Origin of the sequence: Duganella sp. sic0402 (assembly GCF_019219065.1) — a bacterium.
Classification (GTDB): Bacteria; Pseudomonadota; Gammaproteobacteria; order Burkholderiales; family Burkholderiaceae_D; genus Rugamonas.
On record NZ_JAHUWK010000010.1, the window covers coordinates 198,393 to 218,289 of the forward strand.

Genomic DNA, 19,897 nt, shown 5'->3' on the forward strand with positions numbered 1-19,897 from the left:
CCGATTAACGCAGCCCGAAGGAAACACATGAGCGACAATATTTTCACCGGCACCATTCCAGCCCTGATGACGCCTTGCAAGGCAGATCGCAGCCCTGACTTTGATGCCCTGGTCCGGAAAGCCCGCGAGCTGGTGGATGCCGGCATGAGCGCTGTAGTGTACTGCGGTTCGATGGGCGACTGGCCGCTGCTGAGCGAAGCGCAGCGCCAGGAAGGCGTGGCCCGCCTGGTGGCTGCCGGCGTGCCAACCATCGTCGGCACCGGCGCGGTGAATTCAAAGGAAGCGGTGTCGCACGCCGCGCACGCGGCCAAAGTGGGCGCGCAAGGCCTGATGGTGATCCCACGCCTGCTGTCGCGCGGCTCGTCGCCGGCGGCGCAGAAGGCGCACTTCTCGGCCATCCTGGAAGCCGCACCCAAGCTGCCGGCGGTGATCTACAACAGCCCGTACTACGGCTTCGCCACCCGCGCCGACCTGTTCTTTGAACTGCGCGCCAAGCATCCGAACCTGATCGGCTTCAAGGAATTCGGCGGCGCCGCCGACCTGCGCTATGCGGCCGAACACATCACCAGCCAGGATGACAACGTCACGCTGATGGTGGGCGTGGATACGCAAGTGTTCCATGGCTTCGTCAACTGCGGCGCGACTGGCGCCATCACCGGCATCGGCAATGCACTGCCGCGCGAAGTGCTGCACCTGGTTGCCCTGTCGCGCAAGGCGGCTGCGGGCGATGCGGTGGCGCGTCGCCAGGCGCGCGAGCTGGAAGCCGCGCTGCTGATGCTGTCGTCGTTTGACGAGGGCACCGACCTGGTGCTGTTCTACAAGTACCTGATGGTGCTGAACGGCGACACGGAATACACGCTGCACTTCAACGCCACCGACGAGTTGAGCGCCAGCCAGCGCCGCTACGCGGAAACCCAGTACGCGCTGTTCCGCACCTGGTACGCGGGCTGGTCGAAAGACGTGGCTGCGTGAAAGGCTTTGCCGTTACCACGGTAGCGGAGCAGGCGGCCGACGCCTTGCGCCGCAAGATCATGTCGGGCGAAGTGCCGGAAGGTTTTTCGCTGCGGCAGGATGCCCTCGCCGCCGAATTCGGCATCAGCCGGATTCCGGTGCGCGAGGCGCTGGTGCAGCTGGAGGGCGAGGGACTGGTGAAAATCGTCGCGCACAAGGGCGCGGTGGTGTCCGGATTGTCGCTCGATGAGATCAGCGAGCTGTTCATGCTGCGCAGCCTGCTGGAGCCGCTGCTACTGAAGAAATCCGCGCCGAGGCTGACGCAAGCAGACTACGCCGAACTCGACGCCATTCTGGCCGAATACAAAGTCGAACTGCACGCGCAGCACACGACGCGCTGGGGTGAACTCAACACCCGATTGCACGACGTATTGCTGTCACGCGCCGACCAGCCGCGCACTGCGGCCATCGTCGCCACACTGCTGCAACAAACCGACCGCTACACGCGCATGCAATTATCGCTGAGCGCCGACAGCATCAAGCAAGCACAGCAGGAACACGAAGAACTGGTCCACCTCTGCCGTACCAACAACGTACGCGCCGCCGCCGCACTGCTGAAGCGTCACATTGAACATGCCTGCAAGGACCTGGAGCAATTCATCCTCTCCCAGCGCCGCCCGTAGTGACCTGCGTCAAACGCGCGCCGCTTGCAGTTGTCATGACGAATGAACCTTAAGCGAACTGGGTGAAGTCCGGCTTGCGCTTCTGGAAGAAGGCCATGAAGGCTTCTTTGGCTTCCGGCGAGGACAGCATTTTCCCGAAGTGGATGTTTTCAGCGGCGATGGCTTCGCTGGTGGGCGCTTTGCGGGCGGCTTTCATCAGTTCTTTCGTGACGCGGATCGAGCTGGCTGGCAGCGCGACCAGTTTGGCGGCCTGGCCTTCGGCAAAGGCGCGCAGTTCGTCGACTGGCAGCACTTTCGAGATCAGGCCTATCTCCAGCGCTTCTTGCGCGCCGAAGGCTTCGCCCAGCATCAGCTTCTCGGCGGCGCGCGGGTAGCCGGCGATTTGCGTCAGCAGCAGGCTGGAGCCGAATTCAGGGCACAGGCCCAGCTGCACGAAGGGCATCGAGAATTTGGCGTTGTCGGCGGCGTAGACCAGGTCGCAATGCATCAGCAATGTGGTGCCGATGCCGACCGCGTTGCCGGCCACAGCGGCGACAACCGGTTTGGTGGCGCCGCTCAGTGCCATCATGAATTTGTAGACGGAACGGTCTTCAATCGCGCCGCTGGTCGGCGCATTTTTCATGAAGTCTTCCAGGTCGTTGCCGGCGGTGAAAATCTCTGGTTTGCCGACCAACAGGATGGCGCGCACGGCAGTGTCGGTTTCGGCGGCGGTCAGCGCATCGGCCATGGCCTGGTACATCGCGGCGGTGATCGCATTCTTGCGTTCCGGACGGTTGAATTCCAGCGTCAGGATGCCGTTGTCTATGCTGTTCAGAATTTCCATGTGTGTCTCCAAAATGAAAGGGCGCTGGGATGAACCTCAGCGCCCTTCTTTATCGCGTTATTGTGATTACACGCGCTCGATGATGCCGGCTGCGCCCATGCCTGCACCTACGCACATGGTGACCATGCCGTATTTCAGGTTGTTGCGACGCAGTGCGTGCACCACGGTGGCGGCACGGATCGCGCCGGTTGCGCCCAGCGGGTGACCCAGCGCAATCGCGCCGCCCATCGGGTTGACCTTGGCTGGGTCCAGGCCCAGATCGCCGATCACCGCCAATGCCTGCGCTGCAAACGCTTCGTTCAGTTCGATCCAGTCCAGTTGGTCCTGGGTGATGCCGGCGGCTTTCAGCGCTTCCGGAATCGCGAACTTAGGACCGATGCCCATGATTTCCGGCGGCACGCCTTTCACGGCGAACGACGAGAACTTGGCCAGCGGGGTCAGGTTGTGCTCTTTCAGGATCTTCTCGGAGACCACCAGCAGCGCACCAGCGCCGTCGGACATCTGCGAGCTGTTACCTGCGGTGACCGAACCTTTGGCAGCGAACACCGGCTTCAGCTTGCCCAGGGTTTCCAGGCTGGTTTCCGGACGCGCGCCTTCGTCGGTATCGACGGTGCGGGTTTTCACTTTGATCTCGCCGGTCGCCAGGTCTGGCGTGCGGGTGATGATCTCGACCGGGGTGGTCTCGTCCTTGAAGAAACCGGCTTGCTGCGCGGCGATGGCGCGGCGGTGCGATTCCACCGAGAACGCATCCTGCGCTTCGCGCGACACTTTCCATTGCTCGGCCACTTTCTCAGCGGTCAGGCCCATGCCATATGCCATGCCGACGTTTTCGTCGGTGAACATATTCAGGTTCATCGATGGATGGTGGCCCATCATCGGTACCATCGACATCGACTCCACGCCGCCAGCCAGCATCACATCGGCTTCGCCAACGCGGATGCGGTCAGCCGCCATCGCCAGGGCGGTGATGCCCGAAGCGCAGTAACGGTTGATGGTCACGCCGCCGACAGTCTTCGGCAGGCCGGCCAGCAGCACCGATTGACGGGCGATGTTGAAGCCCTGTTCCGCTTCCGGGAACGAGCAGCCGATGATGGCGTCGGTGATCAGCGCCGGGTCCAGGCCTGGCGCCTGTGCCAGTGCCGACTGGATCACGCGCACCAGCAGGTCGTCCGGGCGGGTTTTGTTGAACATGCCGCGCGGCGCCTTGCCGATCGGGGTGCGGGTCGCTGCGACGATGTATGCGTCTTGAACTTGTTTGCTCATTGTCTTATTCCTTAGTTGCGGACTGGCTTACCGGTTTGCAGCATGCCCATGATGCGCTCCTGGGTTTTCGGATGGTTCAGCAGCTCCAGGAAGGCTTTGCGTTCCATGTCCAGCAGCCACTGTTCGCTCACGAACGAACCCTGATCGATATCGCCACCGCTGACGATTTGCGCGATCATGTCGCCCAGCTTGAAGTCGTGCGCGGAGATGAAGCCACCGTCGCGCATATTGACCAGTTGCGCCTTGATGGTGCCCCAGCCGTAACGGCCGGTCACCTGGATCGGCGCTTTCAACGGCGCGCGGTAGCCCTTGTCGAACATGGCGCGCGCTTCGGTTTTGGCGACGTGCAGCAGTTCGTACGGGTTGAACACGATCACGTCGTCTTCTTTCAGGTAGCCCATCGCTTGCGCTTCCAGCGCCGATTTCGACACGTTGGCGGTGGCCGCGTTGGTGAAGCCGGTTTTCAGGAATTGCAGGATGTCGGTGCCCTTGGCTTCCTTGTAGGCGCGCGAGGCCGCCTCTTTCAGGCCGCCGCCGGCAGGGATCAGACCCACGCCCACTTCCACCAGGCCGATGTAGGACTCGATCGACGCCACGCGTTTCGACGCGTGCAGCGCCATTTCGCAGCCGCCGCCCAGCGCCAGGCCAGCTACCGCAGCCACTACCGGCACGTTCGAATATTTCATCGCCATGAAGGTGTCTTGCAGTTCCTTGATGATCGGGTCGACTGCTTTCGCGCCGCCGCTCATGAAGGCTGGCAGTGCCGATTGCAGGTCGGCGCCGGCCGAAAACGCGCCGCCATCGGCCGCGTCGGCAGCCCAGATCACCAGGCCCTTGAAGTTTTTCTCTGCTTCGGCCAGTGCTTTGCGGAAGCCGGCGATCACGCCTGGGCTGATCACGTGCAGCTTGGTTTTCATCGAGATCACCAGCACGTCGTCGCCCGAGTGCCACAGACGCACGTCGTCGTCTTCGTACACGGTGGTGCCTGCTTTGCGGCCATCCAGTTCGCCCGAACCCAGCACCGGCGCGCGGAATTCCTGGCGCTTGTACACGGCCAGATCCGAACGCGGGATGTAGGCATTGGCTTTCGGCGACCACGAACCTTCCGGAGTGTGCACGCCTTTTTCAGCGACCGGGCCTTCGAATACCCAGGCTGGCAGCGGTGCGCTGCTCAGCGCGTGGCCGGCGTCGATGTCTTCCTTGACCCACTGGGCCACTTGCGTCCAGCCGGATGCCTGCCAGGTTTCGAACGGGCCAACGGTCCAGCCGAAGCCCCAGCGCATGGCGAAGTCGATATCGCGCGCGTTGTCGGCGATGTCTTCCAGATGCACGGCGATGTAGTGGAAGGCATCGCGGAAGATCGCCCACAGGAACTGCGCCTGCGGGTTGGTCGATTCGCGCATCGCTTTCATCTTCTTGACCGGGTCCTTTTCTTTCAGGATACGGGCCACGATGTCAGCTGCCTTGGCGCCGCCTGGTACATATTCACCGGTGGCGAAGTCCAGGCGTTGAATTTCCTTGCCCACTTTTTTGTAGAAGCCGGCGCCGGTTTTCTGCCCCAGCGCGCCCTTCTCGACCAGCTTGGCCAGCACGGCCGGGGTCTTGTAGACGGCAGCGAACGGATCGTTCGGCAGGTAGTCCTGCATGGTCTTGATCACATGACCCATGGTATCCAGGCCGACCACGTCCGCAGTGCGGAAGGTACCCGACTTGGCGCGGCCCAGCTTGGCGCCGGTCAGATCATCGACCACGTCCACCGACAGGCCGAATTTTTCAGCTTCGTGGACGATGGCCAGGATGCCGAACACGCCCACGCGGTTGGCGATGAAGTTAGGCGTATCTTTGGCGCGTACCACGCCCTTGCCCAGGGTCGAGGTCAGGAAGCCTTCCAGCTGGTCGGCGATTTCTGGCTTGGTGTCCGGGGTCGGGATGATTTCCACCAGGTGCATATAGCGCGGCGGATTGAAGAAGTGCACGCCGCAGAAGCGTGCTTTCAGGTCCGCATCAAAGCCTTCGGCCAGCTTGCCGATCGACAGGCCCGAGGTATTCGAGGCGAAGATGGCGTTCGGCGCAATGTGCGGTGCGACTTTCTTGTACAGGTCATGTTTCCAGTCGAGGCGCTCGGCGATCGCTTCAATGATCAGGTCGCACTCGGCCAGCTTGGCCAGGTCGTCTTCGTAGTTGGCGACTTCGATCAGCGCAGCGTGTTCCTTGTTGCCCAGCGGCGCAGGCGACAGTTTTTTCAGGCCTTCGATGGCTTTCAGGACGATGCCGTTCTTCGGCGTACCTTCCTTGCCCGGCAGGTCGAACAGCACCACAGGCACTTTGGCGTTGACGCAATGCGCGGCGATCTGCGCACCCATCACGCCGGCGCCCAGCACGGCTACTTTTTTAACGATGAAATTGGTCATTGTCTTTTCCTCTTAGAACAGGTCTGCGTCGAGCGCCATCAGGTTGGCGGAGCCGGAACGCGCCTGGCGGATCAGGGTTGCGGTTTCTGGTTGCAGGCGGGCGAAGTAGAAGCGCGCGGTCGCCAGCTTGGTTTTGTAGAAGGTGTCGCTGCTGTCCTGTTTTTCCAGCGCGATCTTGGCCATTTGCGCGAAGAAGTAGCTGTACACCAGGTGGCCAACCACGCGCAGGTAAGGCACGGCGGCGGCGCCTACTTCATCGGCGTTCTGGAAGGCTTTCATGCCGATTTCCATGGTCAGCTTGGTGACTTTGTCGCCCAGGTCGCCCAGCGGGGTGATGAATTCGCTCAGGTTTTCATCCAGGCCGTTTTCTTCGACGAAGGATTTGATCTTCTCGCCGAACTTGCGCAGCTTGGCGCCGTTGTCGCCCAGGATTTTGCGGCCCAGCAGGTCCAGCGACTGCACGGTGTTGGTGCCTTCGTAGATCAGGTTGATACGCGCGTCACGCACATACTGCTCCATGCCCCACTCGCTGATGTAGCCGTGGCCGCCGTACACTTGCATGGCTTCCGAGGTGGCGATCCAGGCGTTGTCGGTGATGAAGGCCTTGATGATCGGGGTCAGCAGCGCGACTTCGTCGCCGGCTTCCTTGCGCACATCTTCGTCAGGGTGGTGCAGTTCGCGGTCGATCTGCAGCGCCACGTAAGAGGTGAAAGCGCGTGCGCCTTCAGCATAGGCACGGCCAGTCAGCAGCATGCGGCGCACGTCGGCGTGCACGATGATCGGATCGGCTGGTTTTTCCGGATTTTTCGGGCCGGTCAGCGAGCGCATCTGGATACGGTCTTTGGCGTACACCACGGCGTTCTGGTAAGCCACTTCGGTCAGGCCCAGCGACTGCATGCCCACGCCCAGGCGGGCGGCGTTCATGAACACGAACATCGCATTCAGGCCCTTGTTCGGCTGGCCGATGATCCAGCCCTTGGCGCCGTCCAGATTCATCTGGCAGGTCGAGTTGCCGTGGATGCCCATTTTTTCTTCGATCGCGCCGCAGGTGATCGGGTTGCGCTCGCCAACCGAACCGTCAGCGTTCGGCAGGAACTTCGGCACCAGGAACAGCGAGATGCCTTTCGAGCCTTCCGGTGCGTCCGGCACGCGGGCCAGCACCAGGTGCAGGATGTTTTCCGCCATATCGTGTTCGCCGGCCGAGATGAAGATCTTGTTGCCGGTGATCAGCCACGAGCCGTCTTCCTGTGGCAGCGCTTTCGAGCGCAGCATGCCCAGGTCGGTGCCGCAGTGCGGTTCGGTCAGGCACATGGTGCCGGTCCATTCGCCCGATACCAGTTTCGGCAGATAGGTTTTCTTTTGTTCGTCGGTGCCGTGTTCTTTCAGGCACTCGTAGGCGCCGTGCGACAGGCCAGGGTACATGGTCCAGGCCTGGTTGGCCGAGTTCAGCATCTCGTAGAACGAGTTGTTCATCACCACTGGCAGGCCTTGGCCGCCGTATTCAGGATCGCAGGCCAGCGCGGCCCAGCCGCCTTCAACGTACTGCTTGTAAGCTTCCTTGAAGCCTTTAGGAGTGGTCACCGACTTGGTCGCGCCATCGTAGTGGCAGCCTTCGCGGTCGCCGCTGTGGTTCAGCGGGAACAGCACTTCGGAGGTGAACTTGCCGCCCTCTTCCAGCACCTGGTTGATGATGTCGGCATCGATTTCCGAGTAGTTCGGCAGCGTTTTCAGTTCATCTTCCACCTTCAGCAGCTCGTGCAGAACGAATTGCATATCCCGGATTGGCGCGACGTATTGACCCATGGTTTTCTCCTGATGACTACTGTAGTTTGATTTGATTAATGCGAATTGACTGTCATGCGATACGTTTCGAGCACCCGCTCAAAGCCCTTGGCAGCCCGCTCCAGGCTGCCAGGGATGCGCAGGAAGCGGCCGTCGTGATGCAGGGCCAGGATCAGGCCGTACATCTCATAGACCAGCTGTTGCGGATCGGTGTCCGCTTTCAGGTCGCCGCATTCCACCGACTGCTTCACGCAGCGCAGCAGCGCGCCCTGCCAGGCCAGCACCATGGCCATCAATTCTTCGCGGATCGGACCTGGACGGTCGTCATACTCCACCGCGCCACTGATATAGATGCAGCCCGATGCCACCTCCACGCTGACGCGCTTGACCCAGCGCGCAAACATCGCCTGCAGGCGCTGAATGCCGCGTGGCTCTTTGACGCTGGGGAAGAACACTTCCTGTTCGAAACGATGGTGATACAGCTTCAGTACTTCCAACTGCAAATCTTCACGCGATCCGAAGTGCGCAAACACGCCGGATTTGCTCATGTTCATCTTATCTGCGAGCAATCCGATGGTCAGGCCTTCCAGACCGTCACGGCTGGCCAGGTCAAGCGCCATATCCAGGATTGCCGCACGGGTTAACTCGCCCTTGCGCATAAATTTAGTTAAAGTATTAATAAGATTACATCCCAAAGTAATTTTTTAAAATCTGGAGAAGGATTATTCTGCTCCAGTTAAATTTACTCTGTGTGAAAAGAATTGCGAACGCTCGTACTATTATCCACTTGAGAGTGAATGTCAAACAGTACCTTTAGAGGTGGCGTTCTATTGCTGCATAGCAGCAATGCAGGAGGGAGTAAGTTACAGCTTATCCAATTCGCGGCGGTCGCGTTTGGTCGGACGACCCTTGATGGTGGTGCCCGGCTCGCGGTACAAGCGGCGGTTTTCCGCCACGGCAGCGCGGCGCGCCACGCTGACATCGGTTTCTTCATACAGGTTGCGCGCCACCGGCGCCGGGCCGCGCACGTCAGACAGGCCCATTACGTCGACTTCCCACTGATCGGAGCCATTGTCGATTTCCAGCACGTCGCCAAGCTTGACGCTGCGCGCCGGCTTGACGCGATCGCCGTTGACGCTCACCCGGCCGCGATCAACCGCTACGCACGCCAGCGAGCGGGTTTTAAAGAAACGCGCTGCCCACAGCCATTTATCCAGTCGTACACCTTCGCTCACGCGTATTTCCCCACTGCGAACACCCGCATTAATAACTTGTAGAACACAAACGCAATCTCATAGCCGATACGGCGCACATGGCCGACATGCTCGAAGTCATCATAAGTGATGACCTTGCCGTCGGCAATCGCGTCTTCGATATGCTTGCGCAAGCTCTGCGCAAACGCCGCGTCCTTGATCACCACATTGGCTTCCTGATTCAGGAACAGGCTCAGCCCGTCCACATTGCTGGAGCCGACCGTGGCCCAGTCGTCGTCGATGACCGCGACCTTGGCGTGCAGCTGCGTCTTGTGATATTCCACCACTTTGACGCCGGCCGCAAGCAGCTTCGGGTAGAAGGAGTGCGCCACCGCATCCTGCAGCCAGATTTCGCCGACCCCGATCAGCAGCACCACCTCGACGCCGCGCTCGGCTGCGGCGGTCAGCGCACGGCGGAACTTGCGGCTCGGTGCAAAATAGGGATTGGCCAGCAGCACGCTCTTGCGCGCCTGGCCCAGCGCCTTCAGGTAGGCACGCTGGATGGTATGCCGGTTGCGCAGGTTGTCGCGCACCACGAAGCCGGCTTGCACAGCGTGCGCGGCGGCGATCTTTTCCACCTTGCGCATGTCGCGGTACAGGCCGATGCGCTTGATGAGGCTGAGCTTGCCGAGGCGGCGCCATTGCGTGACCGCCTCCAGCTGGATTTCGGCCACCAGCGGGCCGCGCACCTGCACCGCGAAATCCCAGCGCGGCGACGACAACGCTTTGCTGTGATCGTAATCGCAGAACATATCGTCGTTGATATTGATGCCGCCGACGTAGGCGACGGCGCGGTCCGCCACGCAGATTTTGCGGTGGGTGCGGGTCACGCCGCGCTTGAACCAGGGATTGAAGCGGCGGTGTTCGACGCCGCCGGCGGTCAGCTCATCGTGCATGCTGTTGATCTGGCGGCGGCCGGTGCCCCACCAGTCGGTAATCACACGCACTTGCACGCCCCGCTGTGCGGCGCGTATCAGCGCGGCCACCACCAGCTTGCCGGTGTCGTCGCCGGCGAAGATATAGGTTTCAAAATAGACTTCATACTGCGCGGCGTCGATGGCGGCGATCAGCGCCGGGAAATAATCGGTGCCTGTGTGGAGCAGTGTGACTTCGTTATCGGCTAAAAAATTTACTGGGCGCATAGTTGGCGCTCACGCCAGCGTCAACGAGGCGACGATGGGAGCGTGGTCGGATAGCTTGGCCCAGAGACTACCATGCATGACCTCGGCCGCGTCAACCTTAAAGCCGCGCACATAAATCCGGTCGAGACGGAAAAATGGTAGCGCGGCCGGAAAAGTGCGCGCTGGAATGATGCTGCTCTTGCGGCGCAGCTTGCGCATGATTTCGCCCAGCGCGGTATTCGAGCCTTCGATCTCATCGAATGCCTCGACCACGCCGAGCGCGTTGTATAGCTCGTTGCTGAGGGTATTGCGCCAGTCATTGAAATCGCCGGCGATCACCACCGGTTCGCCATCCGGCGCGGTTTCCTTGACCGCGTTGATCAGCGCCTGCGTCTGGCGCCGGCGGCCGCTCTCGAACAGGCCCAGGTGAACCACATAGCAATGCACCGGTCCATGCGGGGTGTCCAGCACACAATGCAGGATGCCGCGCTGTTCGTAGGCGTGGTCGGATACATCGCGGTTCAGCTGGCTGGCGATGGGGAAAGCGCTCAGCAGCGCGTTGCCGTGGTGGCCGTGGTCATACACAGCGTTCATGCCATAGGCGGCGTGCAGGTGGCGCGACTCGCCAGCAAAATACTCATGCTGCGCTGCAGCGGGCCAATGCTTGTGGCCGAGATGCTCGGCGCCGTACCTGGCCGCCTTTAAATCGTGCTTGCCCTGCACTTCTTGCAAAAAAACCACATCCGCATCAAACATGCCGATGGCCTGCTTCAGCGCCAGCACACGCGGTTCCGCACGAATGCTGGAAACGCCCTTATGGATGTTATAGGTCGCAACACGGATCTTCATGCGACATATTCTACTCCCGCAACAGCAAACTCGACGTGCGCCGCCGCACATAGTCCCATCCGGGGATTTAGGTTTGCCGGGGCAGCTGGAGGATGGCTTCGGCGTTGGAGAAGGAGAAGCATTTGTCGGCGGCGGCCAGGTGGGGCAGCCAGATGTGGTCGACGTGCTCGCGCGGGCTGAGGGCGATGGGGATGTCGCGCGGTACTTCAACGCTGAAGACGTGCTCGGTGTTGTGGGTGACGCCAGGCGCGTAGCGGTGCCGCCAGACCGGGTAGATCTCGTAGACGTTGGACAGGCGCCAGTCGCGCAGCACAATGTGCTCGCCGTCGGCGACGATGCCGGTTTCCTCGAACAGTTCGCGCGTGGCGGTGGCCAGCAGCGGCTCATCCGGCGCGTCCAGCGAGCCGGTCACCGATTGCCAGTAGCCGCGATTGGCGGCACGCTCGATCAGCAGCACTTGCAGGTCGGCGGTGTGGATCACCACCAGCACCGATTCGGGAATCTTGTAAGGCTTGTTCATGGGCTCGATAAAAGAAAAGGCGCCGCAGCGCCTTTTCCATGGTACGACTTAGCCGGCTACTTTCGGCTCGACAGTGCGCAGACGGATGTGCAGCTCTTTCAACTGCTTCTCGTCGACTTCCGAAGGGGCTTGCGTCAGCAGATCCTGCGCGCGCTGGGTTTTCGGGAAGGCGATCACGTCGCGGATCGAATCCGACTTGGTCATCAGCGTGACGATACGGTCCAGGCCGAATGCCAGGCCGCCGTGCGGTGGCGCGCCGTATTGCAGCGCATCCAGCAGGAAGCCGAACTTCAGGCGGGCTTCGTCGGCGTCGATCTTCAGCGCGCGGAACACTTTCGACTGCACTTCTTCGCGGTGGATACGGATCGAACCGCCGCCCAGTTCCCAGCCGTTCAGCACCATGTCGTAGGCCTTGGCGATGCAGGCGCCCGGATTGGTTTCCAGCCAGTCTTCATGGCCATCTTTCGGCGCGGTGAACGGATGGTGGGTCGCGGTCCAGCGATCCGACTCTTCGTCGTATTCGAACATCGGGAAGTCGATCACCCACAATGGCGCCCAGACGTCGTCGAACAGGCCGGCAGCCTTGCCGAATTCCGAGTGGCCGATTTTCACGCGCAGTGCGCCGATGGCGTCATTCACGACTTTGGCTTTGTCCGCGCCGAAGAAGATCAGGTCGCCGTCTTCAGCGCCGGTCAGTTCCAGGATCTTGGCCAGGGTGGCGTCGTCAATGGTTTTGACGATAGGCGATTGCAGACCGTCACGGCCCTTGGCTTTTTCATTGACCTTGATGTAAGCCAGGCCTTTGGCGCCGTAGATGGCGACGAACTGGGTGTAAGCGTCGATTTCCGAACGCGGCATCGAACCGCCTTTTGGAACGCGCATACCGACCACACGGCCGTTCGGCAGGTTGGCGGCGGCGTTGAAGATCTTGAATTCCACATTTTTGACCACGTCGGTCAGTTCGGTAAATTGCAGCTTGACGCGCATGTCCGGCTTGTCCGAACCGTAGCTGCCCATCGCTTCGGCGAAGTCCATCACCGGGAACGGGTTAGGCAGGTCGACATCCATGGTGTTCTTGAACACTTTGCGTATCATGTCTTCGAACAGATCGCGGATTTCCTGTTCGGTCAGGAACGAGGTTTCGCAGTCGATCTGGGTGAATTCCGGCTGACGGTCGGCGCGCAGGTCTTCGTCGCGGAAGCACTTGGTGATCTGGTAGTAACGGTCGAAGTTGGCCACCATCAGCAGCTGCTTGAACAGCTGTGGCGATTGCGGCAGCGCGAAGAAGTTGCCGGCGTTGACGCGCGACGGCACCAGGTAGTCGCGCGCGCCTTCCGGGGTCGACTTGGTCAGCATCGGGGTTTCGATGTCGATGAAGCCCAGCTCGTCCAGATACTTACGCACTTCCATGGTCACCTTGTAGCGCAGGCGCAGATTGTTCTGCATCTGTGGACGGCGCAGGTCCAGCACGCGGTGGGTCAGGCGGGTGGTTTCCGACAGGTTGTCGTCGTCCAGCTGGAATGGCACGGCCACGGAGGCGTTCAGCACTTCCAGTTGCGAGCAGATGACTTCGATCTTGCCCGATTTCAGGTTGTTGTTGACGGTGCCGGCCAGGCGGTCCTTGACCACGCCGGTGACGCGCAGGCAGAACTCGTTACGCACGGCTTCGGCGGCCTTGAATACTTCAGCCTGTTCCGGATTGCAAACGATCTGCACCAGGCCTTCGCGGTCGCGCAGGTCGATGAAGATCACGCCGCCGTGGTCACGGCGACGATGTACCCAGCCGCACAGGCTGACGGTTTGGCCAAGCAGCGCTTCAGTGGTGAGGCCGCAGTAGTGAGTACGCATTGAGGACATGTTTATTTCTCGGTTCAGGTTAGGTTACTCAGTTAATCTTGGTGTCGTTCAGGACGATGGTTTTCGGCACGGCGTCTTCCGGCGCCACCACACCCATCGACACGATGTACTTCAGGGCCGCATCGACAGTCATGTCGAGTTCGACCACATCCTTTTTGGCCATCATCAGGAAAAAGCCCGAGGTCGGATTCGGCGTAGTCGGCACATACACGCTGACGTATTCGCCGATCAGGTGGTTCTTCACATCCCCGCCCGGCGCGCCGGTCAGGAAGGCGATGGTCCACGAATTCTGGTGCGGATACGGCACCAGCACGGCCTTGCGGAAGGCGTTGCCGGACGACGAGAACAGCGTGTCCGACACCTGCTTGACGCTGGAATACAGCGAGCTGACCACCGGAATCCGGGTCAGCAGCTTTTCCCACAGGCGCACCACATAATTGCCGACCAGGTTGTTGGTCAGCAGGCCGGTCAGGAACACGATGATGACGGTCAGCAAAGTGCCAAGGCCAGGGATATCGAAGCCGATCAGGGTACGCGGCTGCCAGCGTTCCGGCACGAACAGCAGGGACTGGTCCATGGTGCTGATCACCAGGTTCAGCACCCACGCGGTAATCGCCAGGGGAACCAGTATCAGCAAGCCGGTAATGAAATATTTACGCATCGATGTCCTTGGTAATGGATGGAGTGCTTCAGGTGTCGCTGGAGCCGCCCGATGGCGATGGCGTCGGGGCCGGAGCCGGCGCCGGCGCGTCGGATTTCGGACCGGTGGACGTACCGGTGGCTGGCGGCGTGCCGCCACGGAAATCGGTCACATACCAACCCGAACCTTTGAGCTGAAAACCAGCCGCAGTCAATTGCTTCTTAAACGACTCCTTGCCGCACGACGGGCAAACCGTCAATTGCGGGTCGGAAATCTTCTGCAAGACGTCCTTGGCAAAACCGCATGCTTCACAGCGGTACGCGTAGATCGGCATCTATTACTCCGCAAAAATCATCAAAACCCTGAATTATAAAGCCTTTTGCGGCCCTTCTGACTGTTTCCTGTGGCTAAGGCTGTGTTGCAGATCGATTTCATTGAGAAAATCTATTCGCATATTGTTGGAAAGCATGATTAAATGCCACTTAGCAAGCGCTGATTTCCCAATCCCTGAATCTACGCCTCGTTCGCCGTCCTGGACTTACGACGCTCTAACTCTTTGATTCTGTGGGAAATCTGATGAAAAACCACCTCTACGCCAGCATCCTGGCCAGCGCGCTGGCAGTCCCTGCCTTCGCTGCCGACACCCAATACGCCGCGCAATCGCCTGCAGAACCGCTGCATCGCCGCACCGTCCTGCTGGGCGTTGCGATTGTGCTCGGCCTGCAAGCGCTGCGCCATGCGCCTCGTCTGCCAGACCGCCGCGCCTATCAGCCTGGCGAATGATGACCTTGTCAGTAGGAGGCGCCATGAAACAGCTGTTTTTTCTGATACTTTGCACGGCGCTGTGGGGTACCAGCCCGGCCTGGGCGATGCGCGCCCATGATTACATCGACGCCGATCAGCGTACCAAAGTGACGTTGCCGGGCGAGCAAGACCCGCCTGTGCTCACACTGGAACGGCAGTTGCAGGCCAGCCATGCGATGGAGGCTGCCGAGGTTGCCGAAGCCGCGCTGCTGCCAACGCCGCAACAAACGCAAGCGGCAGCGGTGCGCCCGGTCGCCAGCCCGGTGCCGGAACCGTCTGGCGTGACCATGCTCGGGCTGGGCCTGCTGATGCTGTTTCTGATGCCGTACAAAAAGCGCACCGGCGAAGCCATCGCGCCGGACCCGGAGAAGCACTACACGCTATAAGCGGCGCCACACCATCCAGCGCTCCTTGCCGGCAAACACCGGTATCGAGCCGCTGACGGCAGCGTCGGCAATGCAGCTGAAGTCAGCCGCCAGCAGCGCATCGAGCTGCGCGCGGCTGATACCGAACGGCGGCCCCTTGGGCGCATCGTCAAAGAAGAAATAGCCGGCCAGCAGCGCGCCTGGCGCCAGCAACTCCGCCCAGCGTGCCGCGACTTGCGGCCACATGGCGCGCGGCATGGCACACAGGAAGGCACGCTCGTAAATCAGTTGCAGCGGCCGCGCCGGCTGCCACAGGAAAAAATCCGCTTGGTTCACACGCTCCGCATGCGGACCCGCCAGCGTCTTGCCCAGCGCCACGGCGGCCGGCGAGAAATCAATCGCGGTGGCGTCCCAGCCCTGCTCCGCCAGGAAGGCCAGCTCGTAGGCCGAGCCGCAACCGGGGATCAAGGTGACCAGCGGCGCGCTGGCAGCGGCGAAGCCGCGCAAAGCCTGCGGCACGCCGCCCTGGTCCCATGGCGTGAAGCTGCGTTCGAAGCGTTCATCCCAGAACGCCGGCAACTGCGGATCACGCTGCAGGAAGTCCGCCATCGCCGTTACAGCAGATGATGGAAGCGCAGATAGAACTCATAGCCGGCGTAGCCCAGCGCCACCGCAACGGCGCTGTAGATCACCACGCCCAGCAGGCGATTGGTGCGCTGCTGTTCGATCACCAGCGCGCGGATCAGCTCGGTATTGTCGTTGGGCTTTTCCGCGTGCCGTTCCAGCGCCTGATGCATCAGCCGTGGCAGTTGCGGGAAGATGTGGGCGTAGCGCGGCGCCTCGGCCTTCAGGCGCTGCATAAAGCCTTTGATGCCGACCTGGTCGGCCATCCAGTTTTCCAGATAGGGCTTGGCGGTCTTCCACAGGTCCAGGTCGGGATCAAGCTGGCGGCCCAGGCCTTCGATATTCAGCAGGGTTTTTTGCAACAGCACCAGCTGCGGCTGCACTTCTACATTGAAGCGGCGCGAAGTCTGGAACAGGCGCAGCAGGATCTGGCCGAAGGAGATGTCTTTCAGCGGCCGGTCGAAGATCGGCTCGCAGCAGGCGCGCACCGCCGATTCCAGCTCGTCGACGCGGGTTTCCTTGGGCGCCCAGCCGGATTCGATGTGCGCCTCGGCCACCCGCTTGTAATCGCGGCGGAAGAAGGCCAGGAAGTTCTGCGACAGGTAATCCTTGTCGAAATCGGTCAGCGTGCCGACGATGCCGAAGTCCAGCGCGATATAGCGGCCAAAAGTTTCCGGCTCGACCGACACCAGGATGTTCCCAGGGTGCATGTCAGCATGAAAGAACCCGTCGCGGAACACCTGCGTGAAGAAGATTTCCACGCCGTCGCTGGACAGCTTTTTCAGGTCCACGCCCGCCGCTTCCAGGCGGTCGATCTGCGACACCGGAATGCCGTGCATGCGCTCCATGACGATCACGCTGGACGAGCAATAGTCCCAGTGCATTTCCGGCACCAGCAGCAGATTCGATTCAGCGAAGTTGCGGCGCAGCTGGCTGGCGTTGGCCGCTTCGCGCATCAGGTCCAGCTCGTCGTGCAGGTATTTATCGAACTCGGCCACCACTTCGCGCGGCTTGAGGCGCTTGCTGTCGGCCCACAGATTGCTGATCCATTCTGCCGCCACATGCATCAGGGCGACGTCGTCGTCGATGGTCTTCTTCATGCCCGGACGCAGTACCTTGACCGCCACCTGGCGGCCATCCTTCAGCGTGGCGAAGTGCACTTGCGCGATCGAGGCCGAGGCCACCGGATTGCGCTCGAAGGTGGCGAACAGCTGGTCCGGATGCGCGCCCAGCGATTTGCGGATCTGCGCAATTGCCAGATCGGGATCGAACGGCGGCACGCGGTCCTGCAGGTGCGCCAGCTCGATCTGCAAATCCGGCGGAATCAGGTCGCTGCGGGTGGACAGCACCTGGCCAAACTTGACGAAGATAGGCCCCAGCTCTTCCAGCGCCATGCGCAGCCGCACGCCGCGCGGCGACGACAGGTCGCGCCAGAAGAAGACGGTGTCGATCAGTTTGGTGATGCGCGGCTTTTTCAAGCCGGAGATGGCGATTTCGTCGAGGCCGTAACGCACCGATACCCGCAGAATTTTCAGCAGGCGCAAAAATTTCAGCATCATTGGGTTCCCAGTTTCTGTTCCAGCTTGGCCAGGCGCTTGGCGGCGCGTTCGACGTCATCGCGCAGGCGCATCACATCGGCCGAGTATGCCTCTACCGTTTGCGGGCGCACCAGCACCTGTTTTTCATCGAGCAGGAATTCGGCGACGTTTTCCGCCAGTTTCTGATGGCCGCTGCGGACCGCCTGAAACGCGGCTTTGGCGCCTGACACGGCACGCACGGCGGCAATCGGGCCGATCACTTTTTCCAGGTCGTGCTCGGCTTCCCAGCGCAGCGATTTGCTGAGGCTGGAGATGGCGTTGGCGAATTCGGCATCGCCTTCGATTTGCACGTAGGAGAAGGCGCGATCAGGGTTTTGCGCGATCAGCGGCAGGTCCGACAGCTTGACGCGGATGGTGACGCGGGCCGCCTCGTCGGCGGGCGCCGGTTCCAGGTAGCCGTCCGCCATCACGCGCAGGCGCAGCGCGACCGAGCCGGCGTCGATGGCGGCGGTCTTGCCGGCGTGACGCTGCAACTCCTGGCGCGCCCACGGCTCCTGCGCCAGCAAATGATTGATGGCGGCGCTGGCCGGCGCCGCGGAAAAACTGCCTGGATTAAGTGAAATCATGTTTTAGCTGTAGAAAAACAAAACCGCCCGAGAACGGGCGGCCTTGATCTTACCAGTTTTACCAGCAGAAGCTGTTTTGCTTAAGCGAGCTGTTGAATACCACCCAGCAGCCAGCCGCTCGAACCGTTGACCGGTTTCACCAGGTTCCACACTTCGTGGTATGGCTCGGCCAGGGCATCGGCCGCAGGCTTGATCATGCCGGTGAACTTGACGCTGGCCAGGTACTCGGTGTCGGTGGTTTCGATGCCCAGCAGTTCGGCGTCGATGCTGACCACATCGGTGTAATCAGCCTGGGTGCGCTCGCTGATCTGCATGCGCATCTCGGCAAACACTTCCGGCGTGGTGAATTCACGGATGTCCGCCACATCGCCCTTGTCCCATGCCGCTTGCAGGCGGATGAAGTTGCTCTTGGCAACGCGCAGGAAGCTGGCCTGGTCGAAGTCGGCAGGCACGCCCCACTGGGTGTGCGCTTGCTGCACCGGCGCGGCGGCTGGCTGCAGGCGCGAACCGATTTCAGGCGTCGCCGAACCGCTTTGCTGCGGCATCGAGTAGACGTTCTGGTTACCGCCGAAAGCCGACGGCGCGGCAGCGCGTGGCGCCGGCTGCGACTTGCTGCGGATCAGGCGGAAGATGAAGTACACCACGCCAGCCAGCAGCGCGATCATGATGATCGAACCAATGGCGCCACCCAGTGCGCCACCCAGGCCGAAGTGCGAGAACAGCGCGCCCAGGCCGAGGCCCAGCAGTGCGCCGCCCAGAATGCCCTTCCATGGGCTAGGCTTCGGTGCGGCAGCCGGCGGCGTGTTAGGCGCCTGGTTAGGCTGGGCCTGACGTGGCGCTTGCTGCGGCGCAGGTTGCGCTGGCATGCGATTGACGCTTTGCGACTGGCGGCCGATCGATTTGCCGCCGCCGGCTGGGCGCGCTTCGACCAGGGTCGAAACGGCCATGGTGGCGATCATGGCGCCAACCAGAATTTTTTTCAGATTCATTGTGTTCTCTCTCTTCCGTGATTACATTTTGATACCGGTGTGCAAAGCGGCCACACCTGCCGTCAGGTTGTAATACGTTACCCGTTCCAGGCCCGCATCTTCCAACATGGTCTTCAGCGTTTCCTGGTCCGGGTGCATACGGATGGATTCAGCCAGGTAACGGTAGCTCTCGGCGTCGCCGGCGATTTTCTGCCCCATCCATGGCAGCACCTTGAACGAGTACAGATCGTATGGTTTTTGCAGCGGTTCGGCTACTTTCGAGAATTCCAGCACCAGCAGCTTGCCGCCCGGTTTCAGCACGCGGCGCATTTCTTTCAGCGCCTGGTCCTTGTGCGTCATGTTGCGCAGGCCGAAGGCGACGCTGACACGGTCAAAATAGTTGTCGGGGAATGGCAGTTTTTCTGCGTCACACAGCAAAGTTGGGGTCATCAGGCCGCGATTCAAGAGGCGATCGCGCCCCACGCGCAGCATCGATTCGTTGATGTCGGTCAGCCACACTTCGCCGGTCGGGCCGGCCTGCTTGGCAAATACCTTGGCCAGATCGCCGGTGCCGCCAGCGATGTCCAGGCATTTGAAACCCGGACGCACGGCCGCATTGGCGATGGTGAAGATCTTCCAGACACGGTGCAGGCCAGCCGACATGACGTCGTTCATGATGTCGTACTTGGCGGCGACAGAATGGAAAACCTTGGCAACTTCGCGGACTTTGTCGTCTTCCGCGACGGTTTTGTAACCGAAGTGAGTGGTATTGGTCATGTTATGCAGGCCTGTTAGTTTGCCAGCATTATACAAGCTGAA

The 19,897-nt window shown here is 61.2% G+C and carries 21 protein-coding genes; 4 read left to right on the forward strand and 17 right to left on the reverse strand.

All coding sequences use genetic code 11. From position 1 onward, the window contains the following. Positions 1-27: 27 nt before the first annotated feature. Both KW842_RS21855 and KW842_RS21860 read left to right on the forward strand, forming a co-directional pair. Positions 28-972 (forward strand): dihydrodipicolinate synthase family protein, encoded by a 945-nt coding sequence (locus KW842_RS21855; RefSeq protein ID WP_218306234.1) that lies wholly within the window; start codon positions 28-30, stop codon positions 970-972. After that, positions 969-1,634 (forward strand): GntR family transcriptional regulator, encoded by a 666-nt coding sequence (locus KW842_RS21860; protein WP_218306235.1) that lies wholly within the window; start codon positions 969-971, stop codon positions 1,632-1,634. The genes KW842_RS21855 and KW842_RS21860 overlap by 4 nt, the downstream gene beginning before the upstream one ends. A gap of 49 nt (positions 1,635-1,683) precedes the next feature. Here KW842_RS21860 and KW842_RS21865 read toward each other — a convergent pair whose 3' ends face one another. From KW842_RS21865 to KW842_RS21920, 12 genes are all read right to left on the reverse strand, one after another. Further along, positions 1,684-2,457, reverse strand: coding sequence for an enoyl-CoA hydratase (locus KW842_RS21865; RefSeq protein ID WP_218306236.1), 774 nt, complete (start codon positions 2,455-2,457; stop codon positions 1,684-1,686). Positions 2,458-2,523: 66 nt separating this feature from the next. Then, positions 2,524-3,720: an acetyl-CoA C-acyltransferase gene (locus KW842_RS21870; RefSeq protein ID WP_218306237.1), complete on the reverse strand. Its 1,197-nt coding sequence runs from the start codon at positions 3,718-3,720 to the stop codon at positions 2,524-2,526. A gap of 11 nt (positions 3,721-3,731) precedes the next feature. Then, on the reverse strand, positions 3,732-6,131 hold the full coding sequence (locus tag KW842_RS21875; protein ID WP_218306238.1) for a 3-hydroxyacyl-CoA dehydrogenase/enoyl-CoA hydratase family protein: 2,400 nt from the start codon (positions 6,129-6,131) through the stop codon (positions 3,732-3,734). Between the two features lie 12 nt (positions 6,132-6,143). Then, on the reverse strand, positions 6,144-7,934 hold the full coding sequence (locus KW842_RS21880) for an acyl-CoA dehydrogenase C-terminal domain-containing protein (protein WP_218306239.1): 1,791 nt from the start codon (positions 7,932-7,934) through the stop codon (positions 6,144-6,146). A 35-nt stretch (positions 7,935-7,969) separates the two neighbouring features. Further along, the gene (locus KW842_RS21885; protein WP_218306240.1) at positions 7,970-8,572 is read right to left on the reverse strand and encodes a TetR/AcrR family transcriptional regulator; all 603 of its coding nucleotides are present in this window, start codon (positions 8,570-8,572) and stop codon (positions 7,970-7,972) included. Positions 8,573-8,776: 204 nt separating this feature from the next. Beyond that, a complete protein-coding gene (locus KW842_RS21890; protein WP_218306241.1) occupies positions 8,777-9,148 on the reverse strand; it encodes a S4 domain-containing protein in 372 nt (123 codons plus the stop codon). Beyond that, positions 9,145-10,308 (reverse strand): cardiolipin synthase ClsB, encoded by a 1,164-nt coding sequence (gene clsB / locus KW842_RS21895; RefSeq protein WP_218306242.1) that lies wholly within the window; start codon positions 10,306-10,308, stop codon positions 9,145-9,147. Before clsB ends, KW842_RS21890 begins: the two co-directional genes overlap by 4 nt. A 9-nt stretch (positions 10,309-10,317) precedes the next feature. Then, entirely contained in the window at positions 10,318-11,136 is an 819-nt protein-coding gene (locus tag KW842_RS21900; protein WP_218306243.1) for an endonuclease/exonuclease/phosphatase family protein, read from the reverse strand. A gap of 67 nt (positions 11,137-11,203) precedes the next feature. Then, positions 11,204-11,656: a dihydroneopterin triphosphate diphosphatase gene (gene nudB, locus KW842_RS21905; protein WP_218306244.1), complete on the reverse strand. Its 453-nt coding sequence runs from the start codon at positions 11,654-11,656 to the stop codon at positions 11,204-11,206. Positions 11,657-11,704: 48 nt separating this feature from the next. Then, on the reverse strand, positions 11,705-13,504 hold the full coding sequence (gene aspS, locus KW842_RS21910) for an aspartate--tRNA ligase (protein WP_218306279.1): 1,800 nt from the start codon (positions 13,502-13,504) through the stop codon (positions 11,705-11,707). Positions 13,505-13,541: 37 nt separating this feature from the next. After that, positions 13,542-14,174 (reverse strand): DUF502 domain-containing protein, encoded by a 633-nt coding sequence (locus KW842_RS21915; RefSeq protein WP_218306245.1) that lies wholly within the window; start codon positions 14,172-14,174, stop codon positions 13,542-13,544. Positions 14,175-14,202: 28 nt separating this feature from the next. Further along, positions 14,203-14,487: an FmdB family zinc ribbon protein gene (locus KW842_RS21920; protein WP_218306246.1), complete on the reverse strand. Its 285-nt coding sequence runs from the start codon at positions 14,485-14,487 to the stop codon at positions 14,203-14,205. Positions 14,488-14,729: 242 nt separating this feature from the next. Between KW842_RS21920 and KW842_RS21925 the strand changes: the two genes are divergently transcribed. Continuing rightward, positions 14,730-14,936, forward strand: a complete 207-nt coding sequence (locus tag KW842_RS21925) for a hypothetical protein (RefSeq protein WP_218306247.1) — start codon at positions 14,730-14,732, stop codon at positions 14,934-14,936. 23 nt (positions 14,937-14,959) lie between these two features. Continuing rightward, complete coding sequence (locus tag KW842_RS21930) at positions 14,960-15,343, forward strand: hypothetical protein (protein WP_218306248.1); 384 nt, start codon at positions 14,960-14,962, stop codon at positions 15,341-15,343. Here the strand turns inward: KW842_RS21930 and KW842_RS21935 are convergent. The 5 genes from KW842_RS21935 to ubiE all read right to left on the reverse strand — a co-directional run bounded on the left by KW842_RS21935 (position 15,338) and on the right by ubiE (position 19,855). Beyond that, a complete protein-coding gene (locus tag KW842_RS21935) occupies positions 15,338-15,931 on the reverse strand; it encodes a methyltransferase (protein ID WP_218306249.1) in 594 nt (197 codons plus the stop codon). The genes KW842_RS21930 and KW842_RS21935 overlap by 6 nt on opposite strands. Positions 15,932-15,936: 5 nt before the next feature. Beyond that, positions 15,937-17,505, reverse strand: a complete 1,569-nt coding sequence (gene ubiB, locus KW842_RS21940) for a ubiquinone biosynthesis regulatory protein kinase UbiB (RefSeq protein WP_218306250.1) — start codon at positions 17,503-17,505, stop codon at positions 15,937-15,939. After that, positions 17,502-18,110, reverse strand: coding sequence for an SCP2 domain-containing protein (locus tag KW842_RS21945; RefSeq protein ID WP_218306251.1), 609 nt, complete (start codon positions 18,108-18,110; stop codon positions 17,502-17,504). The genes ubiB and KW842_RS21945 overlap by 4 nt, the downstream gene beginning before the upstream one ends. Positions 18,111-18,190: 80 nt before the next feature. Then, positions 18,191-19,099: a Tim44 domain-containing protein gene (locus KW842_RS21950; protein ID WP_218306252.1), complete on the reverse strand. Its 909-nt coding sequence runs from the start codon at positions 19,097-19,099 to the stop codon at positions 18,191-18,193. Between the two features lie 21 nt (positions 19,100-19,120). After that, positions 19,121-19,855 (reverse strand): bifunctional demethylmenaquinone methyltransferase/2-methoxy-6-polyprenyl-1,4-benzoquinol methylase UbiE, encoded by a 735-nt coding sequence (gene ubiE / locus KW842_RS21955; RefSeq protein WP_218306253.1) that lies wholly within the window; start codon positions 19,853-19,855, stop codon positions 19,121-19,123. Positions 19,856-19,897 lie beyond the last annotated feature (42 nt).